Origin of the sequence: Phaeodactylibacter xiamenensis, from assembly GCF_000759025.1 — a bacterium.
In the GTDB taxonomy this organism is placed as follows: Bacteria; Bacteroidota; Bacteroidia; order Chitinophagales; family Saprospiraceae; genus Phaeodactylibacter; species Phaeodactylibacter xiamenensis.
In genome coordinates this window covers 114,459-138,125 of the sequence record NZ_JPOS01000020.1, presented here as the reverse complement: position 1 = coordinate 138,125, position 23,667 = coordinate 114,459, and the positions used below count along the sequence as shown (strand labels likewise).

General features: G+C 51.1%; 20 protein-coding genes and 1 pseudogene. 14 read left to right on the top strand and 7 right to left on the bottom strand.

Going from position 1 to position 23,667, the window contains the following annotated elements:
* The first annotated feature begins 8 nt into the window (after positions 1-8).
* From hisS to IX84_RS09680, 9 genes are all read left to right on the top strand, one after another.
* Positions 9-1,376: a histidine--tRNA ligase gene (gene hisS, locus IX84_RS09720; RefSeq protein ID WP_044219456.1), complete on the top strand. Its 1,368-nt coding sequence runs from the start codon at positions 9-11 to the stop codon at positions 1,374-1,376.
* Entirely contained in the window at positions 1,376-2,002 is a 627-nt protein-coding gene (locus IX84_RS09715) for a hypothetical protein (RefSeq protein WP_044219453.1), read from the top strand. The genes hisS and IX84_RS09715 overlap by 1 nt, the downstream gene beginning before the upstream one ends.
* 6 nt (positions 2,003-2,008) lie before the next feature.
* The gene (gene gatA / locus IX84_RS09710; RefSeq protein WP_044219451.1) at positions 2,009-3,433 is read left to right on the top strand and encodes an Asp-tRNA(Asn)/Glu-tRNA(Gln) amidotransferase subunit GatA; all 1,425 of its coding nucleotides are present in this window, start codon (positions 2,009-2,011) and stop codon (positions 3,431-3,433) included.
* Between the two features lie 14 nt (positions 3,434-3,447).
* Positions 3,448-5,256, top strand: a complete 1,809-nt coding sequence (locus IX84_RS09705; protein ID WP_044219448.1) for a MutS family DNA mismatch repair protein — start codon at positions 3,448-3,450, stop codon at positions 5,254-5,256.
* A 139-nt stretch (positions 5,257-5,395) separates the two neighbouring features.
* Complete coding sequence (locus IX84_RS09700; protein WP_044219445.1) at positions 5,396-5,605, top strand: hypothetical protein; 210 nt, start codon at positions 5,396-5,398, stop codon at positions 5,603-5,605.
* Positions 5,596-5,988 carry a type II toxin-antitoxin system VapC family toxin gene (locus tag IX84_RS09695; protein ID WP_044219442.1) on the top strand — a complete coding sequence of 131 codons (393 nt, stop codon included), beginning with the start codon at positions 5,596-5,598 and terminating at the stop codon, positions 5,986-5,988. The genes IX84_RS09700 and IX84_RS09695 overlap by 10 nt, the downstream gene beginning before the upstream one ends.
* Positions 5,989-6,313: 325 nt before the next feature.
* Entirely contained in the window at positions 6,314-6,967 is a 654-nt protein-coding gene (locus IX84_RS09690; RefSeq protein ID WP_044219440.1) for a peroxiredoxin, read from the top strand.
* A 218-nt stretch (positions 6,968-7,185) separates the two neighbouring features.
* Entirely contained in the window at positions 7,186-7,410 is a 225-nt protein-coding gene (locus IX84_RS09685; RefSeq protein ID WP_044219437.1) for a hypothetical protein, read from the top strand.
* The gene (locus tag IX84_RS09680) at positions 7,407-7,814 is read left to right on the top strand and encodes a putative toxin-antitoxin system toxin component, PIN family (protein WP_044219434.1); all 408 of its coding nucleotides are present in this window, start codon (positions 7,407-7,409) and stop codon (positions 7,812-7,814) included. The genes IX84_RS09685 and IX84_RS09680 overlap by 4 nt, the downstream gene beginning before the upstream one ends.
* 39 nt (positions 7,815-7,853) lie before the next feature.
* Here IX84_RS09680 and IX84_RS09675 read toward each other — a convergent pair whose 3' ends face one another.
* From IX84_RS09675 to IX84_RS09665, 3 genes are read right to left on the bottom strand one after another with little or no spacing between them, the layout of a single operon-like run.
* Entirely contained in the window at positions 7,854-8,801 is a 948-nt protein-coding gene (locus tag IX84_RS09675; protein WP_044219431.1) for an FAD:protein FMN transferase, read from the bottom strand.
* A gap of 1 nt (position 8,802) precedes the next feature.
* Positions 8,803-10,134 carry a Gfo/Idh/MocA family protein gene (locus tag IX84_RS09670; protein WP_044219429.1) on the bottom strand — a complete coding sequence of 444 codons (1,332 nt, stop codon included), beginning with the start codon at positions 10,132-10,134 and terminating at the stop codon, positions 8,803-8,805.
* A 50-nt stretch (positions 10,135-10,184) separates the two neighbouring features.
* Positions 10,185-11,123, bottom strand: coding sequence for a formylglycine-generating enzyme family protein (locus IX84_RS09665; RefSeq protein ID WP_044219426.1), 939 nt, complete (start codon positions 11,121-11,123; stop codon positions 10,185-10,187).
* A 266-nt stretch (positions 11,124-11,389) separates the two neighbouring features.
* Between IX84_RS09665 and fdhD the strand changes: the two genes are divergently transcribed.
* On the top strand, positions 11,390-12,241 hold the full coding sequence (gene fdhD, locus IX84_RS09660; protein WP_044219422.1) for a formate dehydrogenase accessory sulfurtransferase FdhD: 852 nt from the start codon (positions 11,390-11,392) through the stop codon (positions 12,239-12,241).
* 4 nt (positions 12,242-12,245) lie between these two features.
* Here fdhD and IX84_RS09655 read toward each other — a convergent pair whose 3' ends face one another.
* From IX84_RS09655 to IX84_RS09650, 3 genes are all read right to left on the bottom strand, one after another.
* On the bottom strand, positions 12,246-13,634 hold the full coding sequence (locus IX84_RS09655) for a Cache 3/Cache 2 fusion domain-containing protein (RefSeq protein WP_044219419.1): 1,389 nt from the start codon (positions 13,632-13,634) through the stop codon (positions 12,246-12,248).
* Positions 13,635-13,699: 65 nt separating this feature from the next.
* Positions 13,700-13,819, bottom strand: coding sequence for an MFS transporter small subunit (locus tag IX84_RS34780; RefSeq protein WP_455566665.1), 120 nt, complete (start codon positions 13,817-13,819; stop codon positions 13,700-13,702).
* 51 nt (positions 13,820-13,870) lie between these two features.
* A complete protein-coding gene (locus tag IX84_RS09650) occupies positions 13,871-15,313 on the bottom strand; it encodes an OFA family MFS transporter (protein WP_081968685.1) in 1,443 nt (480 codons plus the stop codon).
* 494 nt (positions 15,314-15,807) lie between these two features.
* Here IX84_RS09650 and IX84_RS09645 point away from each other — a divergent pair, with 494 nt between their 5' ends.
* From IX84_RS09645 to moaA, 4 genes and pseudogenes are all read left to right on the top strand, one after another.
* On the top strand, positions 15,808-18,162 hold the full coding sequence (locus IX84_RS09645) for an FdhF/YdeP family oxidoreductase (RefSeq protein ID WP_081968684.1): 2,355 nt from the start codon (positions 15,808-15,810) through the stop codon (positions 18,160-18,162).
* Between the two features lie 14 nt (positions 18,163-18,176).
* Positions 18,177-18,620, top strand: a pseudogene (locus IX84_RS34525) (element excision factor XisH family protein).
* 118 nt (positions 18,621-18,738) lie between these two features.
* A complete protein-coding gene (locus IX84_RS09635; protein WP_044219416.1) occupies positions 18,739-19,080 on the top strand; it encodes a XisI protein in 342 nt (113 codons plus the stop codon).
* 77 nt (positions 19,081-19,157) lie between these two features.
* Entirely contained in the window at positions 19,158-20,159 is a 1,002-nt protein-coding gene (moaA, locus tag IX84_RS09630; protein WP_044219414.1) for a GTP 3',8-cyclase MoaA, read from the top strand.
* 154 nt (positions 20,160-20,313) lie between these two features.
* Here moaA and IX84_RS09625 read toward each other — a convergent pair whose 3' ends face one another.
* Positions 20,314-23,643, bottom strand: coding sequence for a hypothetical protein (locus tag IX84_RS09625; protein ID WP_044219410.1), 3,330 nt, complete (start codon positions 23,641-23,643; stop codon positions 20,314-20,316).
* Between the last annotated feature and the right edge of the window lie 24 nt (positions 23,644-23,667).

Here is a 23,667-nt window from a genome sequence, read left to right as displayed (position 1 = left end):
AAACGACTATGAAACCGAGTATCCCTAAAGGTACACGCGACTTCGGCCCGGCTGAGGTCATCAAACGCAATTACATATTCGACACCATACGGGAAGTCTTCGTGCGCTATGGCTTTCAGCCTATCGAGACGCCTGCCATGGAAGACCTCGCTACCCTTACCGGCAAGTACGGGGAGGAAGGCGACCAACTGCTGTTCAAAGTACTGAATAACGGCGATTTCCTCTCCAAAGCGGATGATCAGGCGCTGCAGGCTAAGGACTCGGCAAAGCTGGTCCCTTCCATTTCCAAGCGGGGGCTGCGCTACGACCTTACCGTGCCCTTCGCCCGCTTTGTGGCCATGCACCAAAACGATATTCCTTTTCCTTTCAAGCGCTACCAAATTCAACCGGTTTGGCGTGCCGACCGGCCCCAAAAAGGGCGTTATCAGGAATTTTACCAATGCGATGTGGATGTGGTGGGCTCGGAGTCTCTCATGTTCGAAGCCGAACTAGCACAGATTTACGATGAGGTCTTCCAAAAGCTGGGGCTCAAGGTGGTCATCAAGCTCAACAACCGGAAAATTCTGGCGGGCATGGCAGAAGCTGCCGGATTATCTGAAGACCGCTTCATGGACATGACTATCGCCATCGACAAACTCGATAAAATTGGCATGGATGGCGTGAAGCAAGAGCTCAGCAAGCGGGATATCTCTGCCGAAGCCATTGAAAAAATTGAGGCCATGCTGGGCACCACTGAGCTGGAAGCCCTTAAATCCACCTTTGCGGCAAGCAAACCCGGGCTCAAGGGCATTGAAGAACTGGAAACGGTCTTTGAATACCTCAATATGGGACCCACCTACAATACCATCCAATTCGACATCACCCTTGCCCGCGGGCTCAACTACTACACCGGCTGCATTTACGAAGTAGCCGTTGACCTGGAAGCCGAAGGGCAGGAAAATATCAAAATGGGCAGCATCGGCGGGGGCGGCCGCTACGCCAACCTCACCGAAAACTTTGGCATGAGGACCAACGGTTCCGGTGTAGGTGTTTCCTTCGGGGCGGAGCGCATTTACGATGTTATGGAAGAGCTCAGCCTCTTCCCGGAAGACAAAGCCAATACCCTGCAACTGCTGTTCATTGCCTTTGATGAGAAAGCGCACCGCTATGCCTTCAAAGCCCTGCAGCAGGCACGGGCAGCGGGCATTAATGCCGAGCTTTACCCGGACCCTGCCAGGGTAAGGAAACAGATGAAATACGCTGATCAGCGGAATGTACCGTACACGGTCGTTATTGGCGACCGCGAGATGGAATCAGGCGAGCTCGCCTTCAAAAACATGGTAACAGGCCAACAGGAAAACCTCCAACTGAATGCGATCATAGACCAACTGAAGTGATGAAGCGTTTTTACCTCAGCTTACTGTTTTGTGCCCTCGGCAGCCTTGCTATTGCGCAGGAGCTGCAGTTGGAAAACACCGTCAGCAGGCGTACCCTCACCCTGCAGCCGGGCAGTACTGTCGATTTGCATCTGGATTTGCCCGCCGCTCAGATGGTCCGCTCCAATAACCGGGTGCTGACCGGTGCGCTACAGACTCCGGAAAGAGGGCTGCTGCAAATCCTACCCACAGAGGAGACCAAGCGATACCTTTTTGAAAATGGGCTAAAACGAGAAGATAAAACCTATTATGAGGAGCTCCTCGGCCGCCAACCCTACCGCCTTCCTCTGGAAGAGGTCAACTCGATCCATTACCGCACTCCGGCTATCGAGGGCCTGAATAAAGCCGGTAAAATCCTGATGGTGGCTGGTGGTGCCGGTGCACTGCTCGTTGCCCCCCTTGCCAGCATTGATTATGGAGAAGGCAGCTTCAATGGAGACCGCTACTTCCGCATCGCCGGGTACAGCCTGATTACGGCTGGCGTGGGCGTGGGACTGAACCTTAGTACCCGAAAACGGGATTTTGCCATTCTCCAACCCGGCGAAAGCCCCCAAAAAAACCGCTGGACCCTAAAGATTCTTAACTAATCCGCCATGCCCAAATTCACCCACCTCTCCCAAGTACGTACGGCTATTGAAGATGGCGACCTGACCTGCACAGCGCTCGTAGAGTACTACCTCAATCAAATTGAGCAGCAAGCCCATCTGAATATCTATGTTGAGGTATATGCGGAAGAGGCACTGGAACGTGCCCGTACCCTCGACGCCCGCTATCAGCAGTCGCCCGGAGAGCTTGGCCGGCTGTATGGTATGGTGCTTTCACACAAAGACGTGATTTGCTACGCCGGGCATGGCGTTCAGGCCGGCTCTAAGATTCTGGAAGGCTTTGAATCGCTCTACTCTGCCACTGCTATTGAGCGGCTGCTCGCTGAAGATGCCATCATCATCGGGCGGGTGAATTGTGATGAGTTTGCCATGGGCTCCTCCAATGAAACCTCCCACTTCGGCCCCGTACGTAACGCCGCTGACCCAGATCGGGTGCCCGGCGGTTCTTCCGGAGGCTCTGCGGTAGCGGTACAAGCGGATACCTGCCTGGCTTCCCTCGGTTCAGATACCGGAGGCTCGGTGAGACAGCCGGCATCGTTTTGCGGTGTGATTGGGATGAAACCCACCTACGGGCGGATTTCCCGCCACGGGCTGCTGGCCTATGGCTCCTCTTTTGATCAAATCGGCACCCTGACTCATTCGGTAGAGGACGCAGCATTGCTCTTGGAAATCATGTCCGGCCCTGATGAATACGACAGTACGGCAAGCCAAAAGCCGGTGCCAACGGCAGCGGAGATCAAGATTGCCCCCTACGGAAAGCGCATTGCCTATTTTCCTTCTGCCCTACAGCACGAAAGCATACAGCCCGAAGTAAGGGCTACTGCCCAGACCTTCATTCAGCAACTGCAAGAGGAAGGGCATACGGTGGAGGGCGTTGAATTTGACCTCCTTGATTACCTGATCCCAGCCTATTATGTACTGACCACAGCCGAGGCGTCTTCCAACCTCAGCCGGTACGATGGCATCCGCTATGGCTACCGCAGCAAAAATGCAACAGACCTCTTGTCAACCTATCAGCAGTCCCGTACAGAGGGCTTCGGTACAGAAGTCAAACGCCGCATTATGCTTGGCACTTTTGTGCTCAGCGCGGGCTACTACGATGCTTACTACACCAAAGCCCAAAAGGTACGCCGCCTGCTCAAAGAAAAAACGGATGCCATTTTCCGGGACTACGACTTCATTATGATGCCTGCTGCGCCAACCACAGCGTGGAAACTAGGCGATAAATCAGCCGATCCGGTAGAGATGTACCTGGCGGATATTTTTACGGTACAGGCCAACATGGCTGGCATTCCGGCTATTTGTATCCCTGTAGGATCAGACGACGCAGGACTGCCCATTGGCATGCAGCTGATGGGGCCTAAATTCGCGGAAACAGCACTGCTGAGCCTGGCCAGCACCCTGATCCGTTAATCAGAATACTTAACATGACCCGACCCAAATATACGGAACGCGTAGCTCAGTTTGAATCGGCTGCCGAAGCCCTCAGCCAGCGTTACAATCGTCTTTCCATCATTCGCCTGCTGATCTTTCTGGGGGGTATTGCTGCGGTGGTACTCCTCTGGAATGGGGCAAACGCTCTCGTGGGTGTGGTTAGCATAATTGTCTTTCTGGCAGGCTTCTACCGCTTCGTCACCTGGCACCAACGGTTGAAAGCCGAAGAACAACATCAGCGCAACCTCGCCAAAGTCAATGATTGGGAGGCTGCGGTGGAACAGCACGATTTTTCAAACTACGACGATGGCGCCCGCTTCCTTGATCATGGGCACCCCAATGCTATCGACCTGGATCTCTACGGGCCTTTTTCCATGTTTCAGTACCTCAACCGGGCCGTCACTGCCCTGGGACAGCAAATGCTCGCCCGATGGCTGGCCGAACCAGCCACACCTGAGGCCATCCAACAACGGCAGGCAGCCATACAGGAACTCGGCCCAATGCTGGAGTGGCGGCAGCACTTTCAGGCCTACGGACTGGAAACAGAGGATAACCTGGAGCAAATCAGCCTGCTGCACCGATGGATGAAAGAGCCCCCTTTTCTGACTGACAAAACATGGGTAGCTGCTGCCCTTTACATCATGCCGCTATGGTCGGTTGCAGCTGCCGTAATCTGGGCGCTGTACCTGCCCTGGTACCTGGGTATTTTACTGTACCTGCCAGCCCTGCTTATCCTGCGGCGCTTCGTGGAACGGGTCAACGAAACGCACCAAAAAACAACGCATGCGGAGCTGGCCCTACGGCACTATGCACAGCTCATTCAGCATATTGAAGGGCAAAAATTCCAAAGCCCCCTCCTGCGTCAGCTCCACGATGAGCTGTCGACCGAAGGGCAGCCCGCCTCTGCTATGATCCGCCGCCTGTCCTATATCATCCGGCAGCTGAATGTACGCTATAATGCCTTTTCCTTTATTTTCAACATCTTTGGATTATGGGAACTGCAGTATGTCTACCGGCTGGAGCAATGGAAAGCCGCTGTGCAGGGGCACCTGCCCAGGTGGTTTGAAGCCATGGCCAGCTTTGAAGCCCTGAGCAGCCTGGGCAATATTCATCATAACAATCCGGAATGGGCTTTCCCTGCCATCACAAATGGTGCCGTGGTGGAAGCCGAAGAGCTGGGGCACCCCCTGCTGCACCGCGACAAGCGGGTGTGCAATGATATCCACCTGCCCACCAATGGGCACATCAAGCTCATCACGGGTTCGAATATGGCTGGCAAGAGTACCTTTTTGAGAACGGTAGGCCTGAATATGGCGCTCGCTATGGCCGGCGCCCCGGTCTGCGCCCGCAGCATGGCGCTCCCGCCCCTACAGGTATACACGAGCATGCGCACACAGGATGCCCTTCAGGAAAGCACTTCCTCCTTTTATGCCGAGCTCAAGCGCCTGAAGTTCATCATTGAGGCCGTGGAGGATACCGCTGACCATCAGCCGCCAAAACTGCAAGCCTTCTTCCTCCTCGATGAAATCCTCAAAGGCACCAACAGCAACGATCGGCATACCGGCTCCAAAGCACTCATCCGGCAGCTCATCCGCAGCCGGGGCTCAGGCATCATTGCCACCCACGACCTGGAGCTGGGGCAGCTGGAAGCTGAAGCCAACGGCACCATTGAGAACCTCCGCATAGAAGTGGAGATTCAGGATGGCAAACTGCACTTCGACTACAAGCTTAAGAAGGGCGTGAGCCAGTCCTTCAATGCCACCCTTCTAATGAAGCGGATGGGTATTAAGATTGAGGAGTAAGCTTTACGGGCAGAATATTGACCTTTTTCTTCTAAATTTGTGTTGATTGTACAAATGGTTGAAATGCTGCACTCTATATCAGTAGTCTGTCATTCCGCCATGAAACAACACAGCTGTTTCTCATTTAACGATCAGTAATATGCGGACTATCACAGTAGATATTATAAACGAAAAAGCACTGAACCTTTTACGGGACATGGAGTCTTTGGAGCTTATCCGTTTGAGAAACAGCAAGCCCGAAGAGCATGGAGAACCTGTAGACTGGACTAAGTATAAGGGAGCTATGTCCAAACAGCTTTTAAGCGAGATTGACCAACAGTTAGACGAATTGAGAGGCGAATGGGACTAAAATATCTTTGGGACACCAATACCGCTATTTATTACTTGCAGCAACAATTTCCGCCCTCAGCTGAAAAGTTCATCGATGAGACCCTACTGGATTCCAGTCCTGCGATTTCAGTGATCACCGAAATAGAGTTGCTCTGCTGGAAGACAGATTCGGAGAAAGATTTGATTGTTCTTCGTAACTTTATTCATGACGCCCAGGTCCTCGAGCTGGAGAAGGCTATAAAGTTAAAAACCGCAGAAATACGAAAGGCTCATAAAATCAAGCTCCCGGATGCAATCATTGCTGCTACTGCCCTGGCTCATGATTTTACACTACTCACCAGAAATGTCAAAGACTTCAAGCATATTGAAGGTCTAAGCCTCATTAACCCTTATGAAAAATAAGTGGGTGTGCTTTCTGAATAGTCTCACCTGTCCTTCCCTCAGAACCAAAAGGCGTTTAGGGTTAAGTTCTGCATCAGTCTGCTTATCTATCATTACTATTTGGATGCTAAAAAAGCATCTCTAAACAGTTCAACATTTGAGCAATTAAGAGTCAAAATATAATTCTGAATTGCACTGAAAAATAGAGGTCGCCGTCTTGTCGAAAGTATAGTTTTAACCAATAGCACCATAGAAAAACCTGATGCTTTGTGTGATAGCCGGCACATAAATCATGTCCATATGATCATAGATTTGTGTTATCAAATAATAAAACAAATAGAAAAACATGGAAGATAACACCACGATCAATCAAATGCCGCGCATCGGCGATCAGGCACCTGACTTTACCGCCTCTACGACTACCGGACCTCTGAAGCTTTCCGAGTACAACAAAGACAGCTGGGTGATTCTATTCTCTCACCCTGCCGACTTCACACCGGTTTGCACGACTGAGATGAGCGCTTTTGCGGTTGACCAGCAATTCTTTGACGAGCGCAACACCAAGCTGCTCGGTCTTAGCATCGATAGCATTCACTCCCACCTGGCCTGGGTAAACAACGTAAAGGAAAAGACAGGCGTCTATTTCCAGTTTCCTATCATCGCTGACCTGGACATGAAGGTGTCTCAACTGTACGGCATGCTGCACGATAAGGAAAGCTCTACTGCTGCTGTACGCGCGGTATTCTTTATCGATCCTAAAGGCACCATCCGCCTGATGATGTACTACCCGCTCAATGTGGGCCGTAACATGGAAGAAATCAAGCGTGCACTGATTGCCCTGCAAACAGCAGACGAGTGTAACTGTGCCCTGCCTATCAACTGGACTCCGGGCGAAAAAGCCATCGTTCCTCCACCCAAAACACTGGCAGAGATGGACGAGCGCATCAAGAATACAGAATACGAAATGGTAGACTTCTATCTGGCGAAGAAGGATATCTAAACCTGGATTAGAAGTTAGTCAAGACCGATAACGATGAGGAAATGGGCGCAGCAGGGATGCTGGGCTCATTTTCTTTTGGGCGGTAATAGGTGCTTGTAGAATATCTCGCCATTGATTTACCTGAAACACCTGTTAAGCTTGGGCGTAAATGTAGCCCAAGAAGCAGGGAACTTTAGGAAAGTGTTTTGTGTTATTTAGCTTTTAGCAACATTATAATAATGGACACAACAAAACAGCCTCCCTTAAACGAGATACAACTCACGCTAATCCGTTTGTTTAGCAGAGAAATGTCCTCTGATGAAATGGCACACATCAAACAGTTGCTGATGGATTATTACGAAAATGAACTACAAAAAGAGCTGGATGAGGTGATAGCAGACAAAAACCTTACAACAGCTGACTTTGAAGAGCGTCTAAATCAACAACAACGTAATGCCCATTGAAAGTTGTCATTGACACCAACTGCTTAATCGTTTCCATTCCTCGAAAAAATCCTGAGTTTTGGCTATATAAAGCATTTTCGGATGGATTATTTGAATGGTTGGTTAGTAATGAAATTCTCACTGAATACGAAGAACAACTCTCTTCCTTTTACTCTCCTAAAACTGCCGACTTAGTTTTAAAAATTCTTTCAACTGCTCCCAATGTCAATTTTACTGAACCATATTTCCGATGGGGGCTTATAGAAACTGATCCTGATGATAACAAGTTTGCAGATTTGGCGATTTCAGCCAACGCCAACTATCTGGTAACTCATGATAAACACTTCAAAGTATTAGACACTATTCCTTTTCCCACCGTAAAAGTCGTTGACCTGCCCTCTTTCAGGCAGGCGCTTTTCTATTGATCGCCACTACTTTTTGATTTCGATCCATCGGCTAACATGCTATTTCCGCACCACCCACCCCTCACAATCCGGATAAGCCTGCAGCAGCCCTCCCCAATCCGCATCTGGCCCCATCACACTAATGGCAGACGCCAATGCATCAGCTGTAGCACAATCGGAGCAAAGCACCGTAACCTGTGCGCCGTGCTGCACCCCAAGCCCGGTACGAGGGTCAATAATATGACTGTAGCGTTGCCCTTCCCAGCTGAGGTAGCGGTAGTGGTCGCCAGAGGTGGCGATAGCGCGGTGGGCCAAGTGCAGGTTGACAGATTGGGACTGTCCAAGGCTGTCCACTTGCTGCACCTGAATGGCCCAGCCAGGCGCATCCGGCGGGGGTGACGTGACGCGGATATCTCCGCCCCCATCCACGAGGCTGCTTTGGATGCCATGGGAGAGCAGGACCTCAGTCATCACATCCACTGCGAACCCTTTGGCAATCCCTCCGGCATCGAGCTTAACCCCGGAGCGCAACACCTGCAGGCGCAGTCCGGGCAATACCTGAATGGATTCATACCCCACCCGTATCCGGGCTTCTTCAATCTGCTTAAAACCGGGAAATTGTTGTTGACGGAAGGCGCGGCGCCAGAGCTTGGACAGTGACCCAATCGTCAGATCAAAGGCGCCCTGACTCAATACGGATAAGCTCTGCCCCTGCTGCACCACTTCCCAAAGCGGGCGGCTGACCTTCACCACAGCACCGGAGTCCAATTCGCTTAACCGGCTCAGCTCACTTTGCGCGTCGTAGTCGCTGAGGCGGGCATTGAGGGCCTCAAGCGTATCAAATGCTGCCCCGGCAGCCGTTTGGGCCAGGCTGTCGGAACCGGCGTACAGGATCACCCGAAACGCTGTACCCATTTGTGGGTGCGTGAAGGCATAACGCTCTTGCGCACCTGCCGCCACGCACCACAAACAGCTTAGCCATATTAACGGGCTGTGCAGATTCAACATCCTACAGCACCTTGGTTTCTCCAGGCACTGCGATGGGATAGGTACCGTCTTCCAGCGGCATGACCTTCGGGTTCGCGTCCCAGGCCAACTTCTCCGGCATCAGGCTGAGGTCCGAATTCAGGGCAGCGTCCCACTCAATGACTTGCCCGGAGTATGTCGCCATGCGCCCCATGATGGCCGTTAGGGTTGCCTTCGCACCATTCTCTGCATCTTCGTATTTGTAGTCGCCCTTCGCAATAGCTTCGAAGAGGAGATCATGCTCGTATTGATACGGATTCGGATCCTTTCGGTCGTTGTAATCCAGGATGCTGTGGCCACTGCGGGTCAGGATGACGCCCGGCTTCGGTGCTGTGCCATTGGTACCATGAAAAGCTTCCGTCACCATAGTGGGACAGCCCTTGATATGGCGGCATTGGCTGTGCATGAAGGAACCATCAGCATATTCATACTCTACCGTGTGGTGGTCGAAAATCTCACCGTGCTCCGGCCCGGTGCGCACCTGCCGCCCGCCCATACCGGATGCCCGTACCGGATAGGCTTGTTTGACCCAGTTGCCCACGTCGAGGTTGTGAATATGCTGCTCATTGATGTGGTCGCCACAGAGCCAGTTGAAGTAATACCAGTTTTGCATTTGGTATTCCATCTCAGTTTGGCCTGGCTTGCGAGGGCGTACCCACACACCACCGCTGTTCCAGTACACACGGGAAGAAGTGATATCCCCGATAGCGCCCTCATGCAGCAGGTCGACCCATTTTTGGTATTTTTTTTGGTAATGCCGCTGCAGGCCCACCACTACATTCAGTTTTTTCTTTTTCGCCACTTCTGCGGTCTCCAGCACCTTGCGTACCCCGGGGCCATCCACGGCCAGGGGTTTCTCCATGAAGACATGCTTCCCAGCTTTGATGGCCGCCTCGAAATGGTCAGGACGGAAGCCGGGAGGGGTGGCGATCAAAACCACATCACACAGATCAATCACCTGTTTGTAGGCATCAAAACCATGGAAACGGTGCTCCACGGGGACGTCCATACGGGCCGCATCGATTTCGTAATTAGGCATTTCCGCCTGCAGCTGCTTATAGCTGCTTTCCAACCGGTCCTGAAATGCATCCGCCATAGCGACTAACTTCACGGATTCTTTAACGGACATCGCCTGAAGGGCAGCACCTGTGCCACGCCCGCCGCATCCAATGAGCCCGACTTTGATGGTATCTTCGCCTGCTACATAAGCTTTAGCGGAAAGTATAGAGGGCGCCATCATCAGGCCACCCGCTGCGAAACCGGTCTTTTTGACAAAGTCCCGGCGTTTCATTTTTGAAGGTTGATCGTTTTGCATAGTCGTACAATTTTCTGGTTAGGTATTTTAGTGACGGAGAAAAATAGATGTTACCACTTGATCGCTTTTCCGAAAAAAGCCTCTACTTCTTCCGGACTTGCCTGCTTTGCCGGCTTCACCAACCGAAAGCCTACAAAGGGCGAGTCGGTATTCCACCAAAGGCTTTTGGGTATCTGCGGGTCGCGTTGCTGCCAGCGGATGGAGGACTTCTCGCGGGCCATACAGGTGCAGTCTTCGGCATCCGAATCAAAAGAGCCGCCCTTGACGACCCGCCCGTAACGTTGCTCCGGCACCGCCCATGGGTTATCGAGTACTTCCTCCCCGGCAGTCTCCGGTTCGGTGTAGGCATCGAGGGTCCACTCGGCAACGTTGCCTAAAAGGTCGTAAATGCCCAGCCAGGTGGGTGCTTTTTCACCAGCTTCATGGTAGGTCTCTTCACTGTTGCCATAATGCCAGGCGTGAGCATCTAATTCTCCCATTTCTTTGGTGCTCAGCTGGCACGCATAGGCCCACTCCGCCTCGGTGGGCAGCCGGTAGAACTCCCCGGTTTTTTGGTACAGCCAGCCGCAAAAGAGCAGTGCAGCCTGCTGCGTCATATTCACGGCGGGATGGCGGGGCTCATGCCCCATGCCAAACGTTACATCGATATAGGGCGGAGTTGGGCGGCTTACCGCATCTGCCTCAAAACCACCGCCTTCCCAATTGCTCTCATCAGTGTCTTCTTCCCGGTGCTGGAAAAGACTGAACAAGTCGTGCGTGACTTCATAGGTGCCTATCCAAAAGGGATCAATTTCTGCCGTTTGAATTACCTCGCCCCTCTGCCACTCGAAGGTCCCGCCAGGTAAATAGACCGTTTCCACTGCTACCGTAGTCCCGGGAATGGTTGTTGAAGAAGCCGCGCCTGCTTCGGGGGCCTGGGCCTGTAAAGAGCTCCATGCAGCCAGCCCCAAGACCAGGGCGAGCAGCGGGGCTTTCGTCCAATGCTGCATAATATAGATTTTAGTTAAAGGACGTTGTTGCCGTCTAAATGTAATGAAAATGGAGGCAATTACAGAGCAGACTGTATGGTAAAGTCGGCAGGGTTTCCAAAAAAAGAAAAGCACCAGCGACGGTGAGGCAGCTGATGCTATCCGTTTTGAATCAGACGGGTGATTTCCTGCCGTAGCAGGGCTTTGTAGTGTATGTATACATTTGATGCCTGATAAATAGCTGAACCCCTATCTATCTCTGGTGTTTTTCTAAAAAACACCTGCCTATGCAGCTTGCTACCGGTATCAAATCGAAAATTGTCCTCCATATTCGCAACGGAAATCAGGAAAAAAAAGCAGATGCCATAGCCTGTGAAGAACCGCTGGAAATTAAGCTGGCTTTTGGACCTGCCGGACAACGTGAGCACCGTAGCCTGGCTATTACCATGCGGACGCCCGGTCAGGATGAGGTACTCGCTCTTGGCTTTCTGTTTACTGAAGGTATTATTGGTCGGGCAACGGAGGTGACTGGCATTCGTCATGTTGGGCAGGCCCTCTCTCCTGAATCTGCGGAGAATATACTGTTGGTTGAATTGTCACCCGATACCCCTGTGGATTTTGAGCAGCTCAATCGTCATTTTTACACTTCATCCAGCTGCGGTGTATGTGGCAAAGCTTCCATTGAAATGCTCCGCACAGTAAATTTATATTACCCTCAACAAGGCTTTCCTGTATTCAGCCTTTCACAAATCCTGAGCTTTCAACAGCAGATGTCCGGCAAACAAAATCTGTTTGATCAAACCGGGGGGATCCATGCGGCGGCTTCTTTTGATGAGAACGGCAAGTTGCTTTTTCTTCAGGAAGATGTTGGCCGCCACAATGCAATGGATAAACTCATAGGGCAAACGCTGCGTTTCGGCCAGTTTCCTATGCGGAATCAGGCGATAATGGTTAGTGGCAGGCTTAGTTTTGAGCTGGTGCAAAAAGCAGCAATGGCAGGTGTACCTCTGTTGGCGGCAGTCGGCGCACCGTCCAGCCTTGCCGTAGAGCTGGCAGAATCCCATGGTATGACGCTAATTGGATTTCTAAGAGGAAAGCGGTTTAATGTATACTGCGGGCAGGAAAGGGTAAAGCTGTAATCAACTACGCTACGGCCTGCAATGCGGCCCGGTACTGCTTAGGGGTCAGCCCATACTGTTTTCTGAAAAGCTTTATAAAGTAAGAACAGTTTTTGAACCCCGTATCCAGGCAGATGCTTTGTACGCTGGCATTGGGATCCTCCTCCAGTAACCTTGCCGCTTGTTTAAGACGTTCCTTGTTAACAAACTCCACGGGAGTGAGCCCCAGGAAATCACGAAAGTAGCGATAAAGAGAAGCCTGACTCATGCATGCTAAACGGGCAAGCGCTTCAACGGAGATGTCATTAGCCATGTTTTGCTGAACGTAGTTTCGCAAGAGCTGCACCTGCTGTGCTTCACGCTCCTGATCCTGAAGTTCCCGCCGTTCTTTTTCCTGCATCAAAAGCACCGCCATTTCCTTGAGCCCCATCTCCAGGAGCGGGTGAGCACTCAATGCACTTTGTTGTTCCCGGCGGGTGAAATAATCAATGATTTTACCAAGCGGAGCATCATTTTTGGTGTCCGTATTACTGTGCCAATCAAAAAGGCTGTCCAAAACAGCTTTGATTTTTGGCTGATCGAGGTAATACTGCTCAGCCTGCCCCAGTTCCTCCTTGATCCCGATATACAAGACCCCTTCGATCTTCCCATCTACTTCAAAAGGCTCATAAACGGAAGCGTACCAGTTATTTAGCACAAAAGCACTGCCCCGGTATGCTTTTCCTTTTAAAATAGACTGTATAACCGGGGATTCATTAGGGATGAATGTTCCTACCGCCCGATCACCTTCCAGGGTTTCAATATTTGTAGCTATACGTAAAAAGCCCTGAGGGATACGCTGAAAAATCGTGGCTTTACATTGAGTCCGCTTACTGATTTGATCGACAATTTCAGTACTATATTGCACCATGCGCCGTCCGAGGTACCACTTCGGGATTTTGACTTTTAGACGCTCGTGGGTAATTTGGTTGATGGCGGTCATACGGAGTGGCTCACCTAGCTTAAGCTGAATACGCCCCTCCTGCTCAAAGCGCTGACGGGCGAAAGCAAAAGCCTCATTCACTTCCTTTTGGATTTGGCGGCACCGCCGATGAAAGGAGACGGCCATTAACTGAGCTCTCTGATCATTAGTAGCCTCGCCCGCATAAAGTTCATATTTCCATAGTACCTCTTTGACCACTGTTCTAGCCTCCCGAAGCCAGTCACGGTCAAGTTCAACGGACCTGCCCGTCCATTCCACGGGCACAGCCTCATTTTCCAATTGGGCCACATAAGATTGGGCCATGCTATTTGCCTCTTCTTCAGAAAGTTTCCCTTGCTGTACGAGCTGCTGCAACTGCTGTTGATAGATATGAAAAGCCTGTTGCAAACTATTGCTTAACTGCTGGAAATACTGTTCTACACGATGAGGCATGAGTTTCGGGAATTAGGAGAAGAAGGGGAGGTCCCGCAAGCACCTTCCCTTCTTTTTTCCTGGTATTAATTGAATAAGGCAAACGACTTTATGATCGTTTGTGAGACGCCCCATATCAAGGGCAACCCAACAAAGAGCCAAGCCATTGCCACCTGAGGAGTCAGTCCTTTTTGATTCTTTTCCATAAATCTAAAATTAAACAATTAATAATCTTATAACAACCCTGTTAGCAGGATTTAATTTACCCCGGAAGGAGCCTCCGTTTTATTTTCTTCCGTTGCACCAGACCCTGCCTGCCCCTCCTCTATTATCATCATATATTTATCATCAACAGCTTTAACCATCATATTGCAGATGAAGCCCACAATAAGCAGCCCAGCCATAATGTACATCGTAATGGAGTAGGCTTGTGCCGCAGGCAATTGCAGGGTTTCGATTTGGTATGCCCGGATATAGTTTACCAAAACCGGCCCGAGGATGGCAGCGGCAGACCATGCTAACAGCAACCGCCCGTGGATGGCACCTACCTGCATCGTTCCAAACATATCCCTTAAATAAGCCGGGATGGTCGCAAAGCCGCCTCCGTACATACTCATAATAATACCAAAACAAAAGACAAACATTACAATACTTCCCATATTACCGATGGTCGGAATAGCAAAGTACAATACAGCGCCCAGCAGGAAAAAGACGTTATAGGTATTCTTTCGCCCAATACGATCAGATAATGAGGACCAAAAGAACCGCCCCGCCATATTGAAAAGGCTCAAAAGCCCTACAAAACCGCCGGCAGCTGCAGCACTTACTGCCGCTTTCTCCCCTACTGAAGCCGCAGAGAACATCTCCTGAATCATAACGGAAGCCTGTCCCAGTACGCCAATCCCGGCAGTAACGTTCAACATCAATACGGCAAAGAGCAGATAGAATTGTGGTGTCCGGATAGCCACATCGGCATCCACATGCCCTTTGGCAACAAAGTGACGCTTACTTGCAGCCTTAGGCACCCATCCTTCAGGTTTCCAGCCTTTTCGTGGGACACGTACGGTAAATACACCAAACATCATAAACAGAAAATACAAAGCTCCCATTACCAGAAAGGTTTGGGCGACCCCTGTGGATGTCGCTGATTTGAACGTATCCATCAAGGCCACCGACATAGGGGAAGCTATCATTGCGCCACCACCAAACCCCATGATGGCCATACCCGTAGCCATACCCGGCCGGTCCGGAAACCATTTAATGAGTGTGGAAACTGGTGAAATATAGCCCAATCCAAGACCTATACCCCCCACGACTCCATGACCAAGGTACACCAACCATATTTGATGGAAGTGAATGCCCAGTGCGGCAATAAAGAAACCTCCGGAAAAACAGAGCGCGGAGGCAAACATAGCCATTCTGGGACCTACACGTTCGAGCCATTTGCCGAAAATAGCTGCTGATGCCCCTAGAGTAAATAAGGCAATAGAAAAAATCCACCCCAGGGTCGTCAACTCCCAGTCTTGCGGACCTGACTCTGTAATACCGATAATCCGGGTCATGGGTTTGTTAAATACACTATAGGCATAAATCTGCCCAATGCATAAATGTATCGCCAATGCAGCCGGTGGCGCCAGCCAACGGTTATAGCCAGGCTTAGCAACCGAGTGCTCCCGGTCCAAAAAGGAAAAAAGTGCCATACCTTTTAGTTTTTTATAACGGTGTTCAATAAACAATACTCCGGGGTGATTCTGACACCAGAATGTCAATTACAAGAAATTGCAGTAGCAGACAAAAATTAAATAGTTGACAATGAGTATTTTATAAAAATGACATAGTAGTAATGAAGTGTTTCTTTTATTAAATGTATGTCTGAATTCACCCCAGACATACATTTATTTGATCTCACTTGCCATTTCATCCTCATAAAGTGCTGATTGTCAGTTTTTGAAAAATGCTAAAATCGCCCCGGACTATTGCAATAAAAATAGTTTTTTACAAAATTTATACTTGCAAAAAAAACACCTTGCCAAATTTTAAAATATCATTATTTTATCAAAACGCTGGGATGTTTTGATAAAATAGAGTCACAACTTCGAAATGATTCCATCTATTTTTGCATCATCTCGAAACATTATTAAGCTCAAATACTCTCTTTTTAATATTTGTTTGGAAAGAACTGACTGAATTGACCATGGAAAAGAAAAATAATACCTCCGTAGAAGAAAAAGGGCATAATATAGTGGTAATGGATAGCCGCCGGGTATCCGGAGCACAACCTCCCGAAACCTTTACAGGATTGAAGGTGGGCAAAATACAAGATAAGGCTGCAGGCGTTAAAGGAGTGACTACCGCTCTTGGCCATGCCTCTAAGTATATGGCTCCGGGCAAGGCCTTCAAAACGATGTTCAAGCTCAATCAAAAGGGCGGCTTCGATTGTCCGGGATGCGCTTGGCCCGACCCCGATGACGAACGGTCCAAACTGGGCGAATACTGTGAAAACGGGATGAAGGCGATTGCTGAAGAAGCTCAAAAGAAAACAATTGACCGGGTATTTTTCGCCCATAACTCCATTGCAGAAATGCGTGAGTGGAGCGACTACGAAATCGGGAAGAAAGGCCGCTTATCAGAACCCTTGGTGCTTCGGGAAGGCAGTACGCACTACGAACCCATCAGTTGGGAAGAAGCCTTCAAGATGATCGGTGAAGAATTGCGCGGCTTGGACACTCCTGACCGGGCTGTTTTTTATACTTCCGGCCGGGCAAGCAACGAAGCCGCTTTCCTCTATCAGCTCTTCGTGAGGGAATACGGCACCAACAACCTGCCAGATTGTTCCAACATGTGCCATGAATCAAGCGGGCAGGGGCTATCACAAACCGTCGGCATTGGCAAAGGTTCTGTAACGCTGACTGACCTGTATGAGGCCGAAGTGGTCATGGTAATCGGTCAAAATCCTGGCACCAACCACCCACGAATGCTTTCGGCCCTCGAGCGGTGCAAGGAAAATGGAGGCAAGATCATCACTGTAAACCCCTTGCCCGAAGCCGGGCTTCAGAAATTTATTAATCCGCAGCGCCCAGGGAAAATGCTCACGGGCGGCACTAAGCTAACCGACCTCTTCCTTCAGGTAAAGATCAATGGCGATATCGCGCTGCTGAAAGCGATTATGCTTCAGCTTTTGCATGAGGAACGGAAAAACCCAGGGACCGTTTTTGACTGGGACTTCATACAAGAGAAGACAGATGGGTATGAAGCCTTTATCGAATCCCTGAAACAACACGACTTTGAGGACCTTGTGAAAGCTTCCGGAGTTTCCCGGGAACAGATCAAGGAAGCCGCGCAGATGCTGAAAAAATCCAAAAAGATTATCATCTGCTGGGCGATGGGGCTGACGCAACATGAAAATGGTGTAGACAATATCAGGGAGGTGGTCAATTTGCTCCTGTTAAAGGGTAGTATTGGCAAGCCGGGAGCAGGGACCTGTCCGGTAAGAGGGCATAGCAATGTACAAGGCGATCGCACGGTAGGTATCTGGGAAGCCCCGAAACCTGCTTTCCTCGATAAGCTGAAGGAAACGTTTGGGTTCGAGCCGCCCCGCAAACATGGCTTTGCCGTAGTGGACGCTATTAAAGCGATGCATGAGGGGGAGGCATCTGTCTTCTTTGCCCTGGGAGGCAATTTCCTCTCCGCTACCCCGGATACCGAATACACTGCCGAAGCGCTGCAACGATGCAACCTGACCGTTCAGGTTTCGACCAAACTCAACCGTAGCCACCTGATTCATGGCAAGCGTGCACTCATTCTCCCCTGCCTGGGCCGCACAGATCAGGATATGCAGGAAGGCGGACAACAGTTTGTCAGTGTAGAAAACTCAATGGGCGTGGTACATACCTCTCAGGGCGTCCTGACTCCTCCATCTGATAAGCTGAAGAGTGAGCCTGCCATTATTGCGGGGGTAGCCAAAGCCACCCTTGGTGCAGACAGTAAGGTAGACTGGGACAAAATGATCCAAAACTATGACCACATCCGGGACGCTATTGAACAAGTGGTACCCGGGTTTGAAGATTACAATCAAAGAGTGCGCGAGCCAGGAGGGTTCTATCTGCCAAACGGAGCCCGGGAGCAGAAATTCAATACGCCTTCCGGCAAAGCTATTTTTTCAGTAACAGCGGTCCCCAACAAGCAGGTTGGTGATGGGGAATTTATCATGATGACGGTGCGCAGCCACGATCAGTTCAACACCACGATTTACGGGCTGAACGACCGCTACCGCGGCATCTACAATGAGCGCCGGGTGGTTATGATGAATCAGGAGGATATTGTACAGGCGGGGCTGAAAAGCGGGCAGGTCGTTGACCTGATCGGCCAATACAAAGGACAGGTACGCACCGCCCGGAAGTTTATTGTTGTCCCCTACGATATTCCCCGCCGTTGTATAGCCACTTACTTCCCGGAAGCCAATGTGCTGGTCCCCATCGATGCTTACGCAAAAGGCAGCAAAACACCGGAATCGAAGTGGGTGGCGGTACAGATTCGGATGCATGAGTAAATAAAACAAATGTTATGGCAAGGGATATCTATCATGATATAGTGGTAACCGCTCTGAAGGGGGATGGCTGGACAATTACCCACGACCCTCTGATTTTAACGTATGGTGTAAGCGCTGTAGAGGTAGATTTAGGGGCTGAAAGAATGTTATAGTTCTCCAAGGCGAGATTAATGCATTTTGACTTGCTCTTTTTTCCGCTCGCTGCGTTGAAAAGCCTCGCCGTCCGTACGGATGCCTGCGTTTTTCGCCTTGCGAGCGAAAAAAATACCTGCGTCAACTTTGCACAAATCCTGCCTTGGAGAACTATAGCAGCTGAAAAAGGCACTGAAAAAATAGCAGTGGAGATTAAGAGCTTTCTTGGTACATCAAGGGTATATGATTTTCACCAGGCTATCGGGCAGTTTGTAATTTATAAAATGGCATTAAAGCGTAACCAAGAGTTGAGAACACTTTTTTAGCTATAACATCTGATGTGTATCAATCATTTTTTCAAGACCAAGAGATGGTAAAAGACGCTATTTCGGAACTAGGTTTAAAAATTTTGGTTGTTAATGTCAAGACAAAAAGCATAGACTTATGGGTAAAATAGATTCCTACACGGAAAAGATCATACAAGTCTTACAGCAGCATGAGGCTTTTCGTCCCATTGGCGACTGGGTGGAATATGAGAACCAAGTCATTATTGATCGAGATAACTTACATTTTCAGTTACTTCGGGTTGGCTGGAAAGAACTGGAGCGCACACACCACTGCGTAGTCCATATCGATATTAAAAACAATAAAGTCTGGATTCAAGAAGACCGAACTGAAGTAGGCATCGCTAATGAGCTTATGGAGATCGGGATACCCAAAGAAGACATTGTCCTCGCTTTCTATGCGCCATATAGAAGAGCTCATACCGGCTTTGCCAAAGCATAAGTACCCCGGTCCGCAAAAGCGAAACGAAAGGGCTGCGCTGTGCTGCCTGATTTTTCAAACGCAATCCATTTACTCCAATGGCCTTAACCAAACTCTACGACAACCACGGACGCCACATCAACTACGTGCGCCTGGCCGTTACGGACCGCTGCAACCTCCGTTGCTTTTACTGTATGCCGGAGGAGGGCATCAAATACGTTTCCAAGGAAGCCCTTCTGTCTTACGAAGAGATGCTGCGCCTCATGCACCTGCTTGCGGACATGGGCATTGAAAAGGTGCGAATTACCGGTGGAGAACCCTTTGTGCGCCGCGACATGATCTACTTCCTGCGGCAGCTCTGTGCTATTGAGGGCATCAAAAAAGTGAATATCACCACCAACGGTACGCTGACCGAGGACCTGGTACCGGAACTTAAATCCATTGGCATCAACTCCGTCAACCTCAGCCTTGATGCGCTGGACAAAGACCGCTTTTTTGAAATTACCCGGCGCGATGCCTACGATAAAGTGATGGCTACCTACCGGGCCTTGCTGGAACACAACATGCCCACCAAAATCAACGCGGTGGTCATGGATGGCAAAAATATTGAGGATATCATCCCAATGGCCATGCTTACCCAAAAAGATCCGGTCAGCGTTCGCTTTATCGAGGAAATGCCCTTCAACGGGGAAGGCGCCCACTACGAGACCCTGGCCTGGAACCACCGCCAAATTCTGAAGCACCTTCAGGCCAGCTTTCCTGATATGGAGAAGCTGCCGGACCCGCCCTACTCCACTTCCTACAACTACCAAATCCCCGGGCACAAAGGCTCAGTGGGCATTATCGCCGCCTATAGCCGGACGTTCTGCGGCACTTGCAACCGGATCCGCATCACCCCGAAGGGCATGCTCAAAACCTGCCTCTACGACGATGGCGTTTTCAACATCCGGGATATTATGCGACAGGGTGCTACGGATGCGCAACTCAAGTCCACCTTCCGGGAGGCTCTGGGCAACCGCGCCAAAGATGGCTGGGAGGCAGAGCGCAACCGGTCGTTTGGTTTACCGGTACAGGAGTCGATGTCTACGATTGGGGGGTAGGGAGTTCATAGGAGAAGTTCACGCAAAGGACACAAAGGCAAACGCTAAGGGCACTAAGCCCAGCCCCCAACTTTCCGATCTTTGCGAGCCCCTTCGCGACCTCTGCGTGAAAAACAACCCTCAGAAGCCCATACAAAGGGCGCGAAGGCCAACTTTACGCCCCCAACTGCTCCAGCACTTCCTCCAAAGTCCGGCGGAAGTCTTGCTGCCAGATGGCGATCACTTCCTCTAAACGGGCTTTAGCTCGAGCTACGGCTTCCAAATCCCCCCCTTCTGCTGAGACCAGTAACAGGAAGTACTCCAACAAGGCTTCAATGACCGGTCGCTGCGACAAGTGCCAGCGTGTTGCTTCGTTCTGTTCCGAATCGTACAGTAAAATGAAAAGGTCTTCCAGCGCAAAGCGCATTAAAATGTGATAGTGCCCGTACTCTGTGGCTTGTGCTTTCACCATAAAGCGCCAGTCCCGCCGGGCAGCTTCCAAAAGCGCCTGCAGTAACATGCGCACCATCAAATAAGGCAAAGGCTGACGGGGCGGAACCGCTTCCAGGGCACGGAACAACGCTTCCAGCATATCGTAAATCAAAGGCTCCTGCCCTACCCATTGAGGGTGGTCCTGTAAGGCTTCATAAACCACCTCCAGCATATCCAGGATTTGCTCCCGGCTCAGATGGGGCTTCCAGCGGCCCGAACGGGGCGGCTCCGCAATAGCTTTGAGGGTTTGCTCCAGGGCGATGACGAGCAGGTTGACCGGCTCTTCTTCATCCAAATCCAGTACCAGGTGAAGGTGGTGGGCAGTACTTTCAATGGTCAGCCGCAGCAGCTCCGGCAACAGGGCAGGCTGCCCTATCCCACTGTCGAGCAGGGCACCAGCAACATCGGATACCAGCAACTGTAAGACCCGGTCCCGGCCAACGAGTTCCGGATACTGATCCAGCGCCATGAGCGCGGACTCCACCAGCTGTTCGGCTTGTGCCTCATCAAACCCTTCATTGAAATTGATGCCGTTCTGGCCAAATAGTACCAGATCGATCAGAATGAGGCCGCGTTCGTTTGGATAGCGCAACAGTAAACCGTCCAGTATGTAGGATAAGATTTCTTCCAAAAGGTGCAGGCGGTGAGCAGGCGTATCTTTTTTGGTGGGGAAGGTGAAGCTGAACACCATGCGCAGCGCATGCTCCAGAATGCTGCGCTCCAAGCTATCGGTAGCAAAACGTAGTGCACTCAGTACCTTTGGGCTCCGAACCGCCGCATACAGGCTGCCCTGAATAACCATTTCCAGTGTCCCCGTTGACAACCGGCTACCAGTCGGCACCGTTTCCAGTACATCAAATACGGTATCCAGTACGGCCCGCAGTACCGTATCTTCCTCCGTTGCTTTGGTGATCCAGTCAGGATAGCGCACGACTTCTTCCAGCAGTAACTCCAGAATGTAGAGCCCCTGATCCGGGCTCAGCCCCGGCCGCCAACGCCCTTCCCGGTCCTCCCGGCGGGTCAGTGCAGCTAATATTTCCCGGGTAGCCAGGACTAATAAGTGACGGGGGCTTCCGGTATCGGCATCGATGAGGACATGCGCATGTTCGCCCGTTTTTTCCAGGACCAGCCGTAGCAGAAAAGGCAGCAACCCCGGTTGCCGCAAACCGGCACTGTCCACCGCGCGGGCCAGGCTGCGGACCAAATGCTGCATCCCTTCATTTTGCGTGACCAGCTCGGGATAGTTCGCGAAGGCCAAAAGAGCCGCATCGATCAGGTCATCGGCAAGGTCAGCATTGAAGCCTTGGGCGTAGACTATACCACTTTCAAATAAGACCAGCTCTGTGAGGACCAGACCAGCACGATTGGGGTGTTCTGCGATGATGGTTTCGAGTACGTATTCCAGCAGTTCTTCCAGCAGTTCCAGGCGGCTGAGCTTTGGGGTTTTCTTATCATAAGCGACCACGAAAATGAGCTGTAGCGCCTGCTCAAGGATGATGGTTTCCCGCTCGTCTGTACTCCAGGGCAGGGTATCAAGGACGGATTCGCTAGTCAGGGCAGTGCGCAGGCTAAGACGAATGATGTAGTGCAAGACGTCAGGAGACAAGCGTTCGCCTTCCGGCAAATGCCGTAGTGCGCGAAAAACCACATCCACCACTTCTGCAAGGACAGGGCGACCCCTTACCTCTTCATTGATCCAGGCCGGATTAGCTACTACTTCTGCCAGCAGGAATTCCAGAAGATCCCGCCAATCTGAACGGGTGAGCGCGGTCTCCCAGCCGTTTTGCTTCGCATTCCCGGCAATCACCGTGAGGATCTGACGAAGGGCACTGACCAACAGGTGCTTAGCAGTGCCTTCAACTGTGGGCCAAAGTGCAGGCAAATGCCCGGCGGACTGCTCTAATATGATGCGGAGGATCTCCGGCAAAAGACCGGGTTGATTTAGGTTCGTCTCCTGTAGGGCAAGAACGGTTTGAGCAATTAGGTCTTCCAGTTTACGCTCCCCGCTAATCAGACTCGGATGGGCAGCAACTACCTGCAGCGTCACCTGTACCAGCTCATCGAGCGTTTTTACGCTTAGTGCTTCCCGCAGGCTCACCCGGCCCGGATCGTCATCAAGGATAGCACGCAACAGAACACCCGTGCTCCGCTCAATGATCCGGCTACTCGGGTAGTTGGTGTTGAACAGTAATTCCGGATTGGCCGCTACGAATTCCCCTGCATGCCGGATACTACTACGCAGCAGCAGCTGACCCCAGTTGATGAGCGCTTCCTGATCCTCAAAGCTCAGTTCGACCGAGCGTTGATAAAGATCCTCAGCAATATGCCGGGTGGTGGTGCGAATGAACAGCTGCACTTTCTCATCCTCACTGACTTCAGGTGCCAGCTCGCCGACCGTTTCCGCAGCAGCGGCAAAAAGCCGGGGCAGCAACATGGCATTGAACTGCTCGTACAAAGGCTGCCCTTCCGCAAATTGGATATCATCAAACGCGCTAAGGAAGTGGCGGAGAATGCGCCCTTTGGAAGAGTGCTGATTCAATGCGCCGGGCACATCCAGAAAATAGTCAATCCCAATTTCCACCAGGCTGCCAACCACGAGCTTCAGCGCACTGTCGCGTTCCAGGTAGCCCTCCTGCCACTGCCGGACCCGAAAAAGGTTCCACAGGTCCTGCGACTGCAACTCCAGTACCTTGCCTTCGCCTACCTGTTTGAAGCCCAGATAGTACTGCCGGTAACGCTTTAGGTCTTGTCCCGGGAGCTGTAAGTCCTGCATCGCCTGCTGGTGCAGGCGTTTGAGGTCATCAAAATTGTCCAGGAGCTCCGGCGACCATTCGAAGTAGGCGATCATGGTAGCCAGGTCGATATTTGTATCAAAATCGGGCAGTGGAAGGACCAGAATACGCCCCTGCAGGCTTTGTGCGTAAGCCCGCTGCACATTACGGCTGAGTTTGATGGCCGAATTAATCGCAAAAAGGACAGCCTCAGCGGCCAGAGTGGGTGTGAAAATGGGCATTTGGGGTTGTTTTTTTGGTAATAA

What these genes read in the sequence shown, in the direction of transcription:
- hisS (WP_044219456.1), top strand. Translation starts at nt 9, where the DNA reads ATGAAACCGAGTATCCCTAAAGGTACACGCGACTTCGGCCCGGCTGAG.
- IX84_RS09715 (WP_044219453.1), top strand. Translation starts at nt 1,376, where the DNA reads ATGAAGCGTTTTTACCTCAGCTTACTGTTTTGTGCCCTCGGCAGCCTT.
- gatA (WP_044219451.1), top strand. Translation starts at nt 2,009, where the DNA reads ATGCCCAAATTCACCCACCTCTCCCAAGTACGTACGGCTATTGAAGAT.
- IX84_RS09705 (WP_044219448.1), top strand. Translation starts at nt 3,448, where the DNA reads ATGACCCGACCCAAATATACGGAACGCGTAGCTCAGTTTGAATCGGCT.
- IX84_RS09700 (WP_044219445.1), top strand. Translation starts at nt 5,396, where the DNA reads ATGCGGACTATCACAGTAGATATTATAAACGAAAAAGCACTGAACCTT.
- IX84_RS09695 (WP_044219442.1), top strand. Translation starts at nt 5,596, where the DNA reads ATGGGACTAAAATATCTTTGGGACACCAATACCGCTATTTATTACTTG.
- IX84_RS09690 (WP_044219440.1), top strand. Translation starts at nt 6,314, where the DNA reads ATGGAAGATAACACCACGATCAATCAAATGCCGCGCATCGGCGATCAG.
- IX84_RS09685 (WP_044219437.1), top strand. Translation starts at nt 7,186, where the DNA reads ATGGACACAACAAAACAGCCTCCCTTAAACGAGATACAACTCACGCTA.
- IX84_RS09675 (WP_044219431.1), bottom strand. Translation starts at nt 8,801, where the DNA reads ATGTTGAATCTGCACAGCCCGTTAATATGGCTAAGCTGTTTGTGGTGC.
- IX84_RS09670 (WP_044219429.1), bottom strand. Translation starts at nt 10,134, where the DNA reads ATGCAAAACGATCAACCTTCAAAAATGAAACGCCGGGACTTTGTCAAA.
- IX84_RS09665 (WP_044219426.1), bottom strand. Translation starts at nt 11,123, where the DNA reads ATGCAGCATTGGACGAAAGCCCCGCTGCTCGCCCTGGTCTTGGGGCTG.
- fdhD (WP_044219422.1), top strand. Translation starts at nt 11,390, where the DNA reads ATGCAGCTTGCTACCGGTATCAAATCGAAAATTGTCCTCCATATTCGC.
- IX84_RS09655 (WP_044219419.1), bottom strand. Translation starts at nt 13,634, where the DNA reads ATGCCTCATCGTGTAGAACAGTATTTCCAGCAGTTAAGCAATAGTTTG.
- IX84_RS34780 (WP_455566665.1), bottom strand. Translation starts at nt 13,819, where the DNA reads ATGGAAAAGAATCAAAAAGGACTGACTCCTCAGGTGGCAATGGCTTGG.
- IX84_RS09650 (WP_081968685.1), bottom strand. Translation starts at nt 15,313, where the DNA reads ATGGCACTTTTTTCCTTTTTGGACCGGGAGCACTCGGTTGCTAAGCCT.
- IX84_RS09645 (WP_081968684.1), top strand. Translation starts at nt 15,808, where the DNA reads ATGGAAAAGAAAAATAATACCTCCGTAGAAGAAAAAGGGCATAATATA.
- IX84_RS09635 (WP_044219416.1), top strand. Translation starts at nt 18,739, where the DNA reads ATGGGTAAAATAGATTCCTACACGGAAAAGATCATACAAGTCTTACAG.
- moaA (WP_044219414.1), top strand. Translation starts at nt 19,158, where the DNA reads ATGGCCTTAACCAAACTCTACGACAACCACGGACGCCACATCAACTAC.
- IX84_RS09625 (WP_044219410.1), bottom strand. Translation starts at nt 23,643, where the DNA reads ATGCCCATTTTCACACCCACTCTGGCCGCTGAGGCTGTCCTTTTTGCG.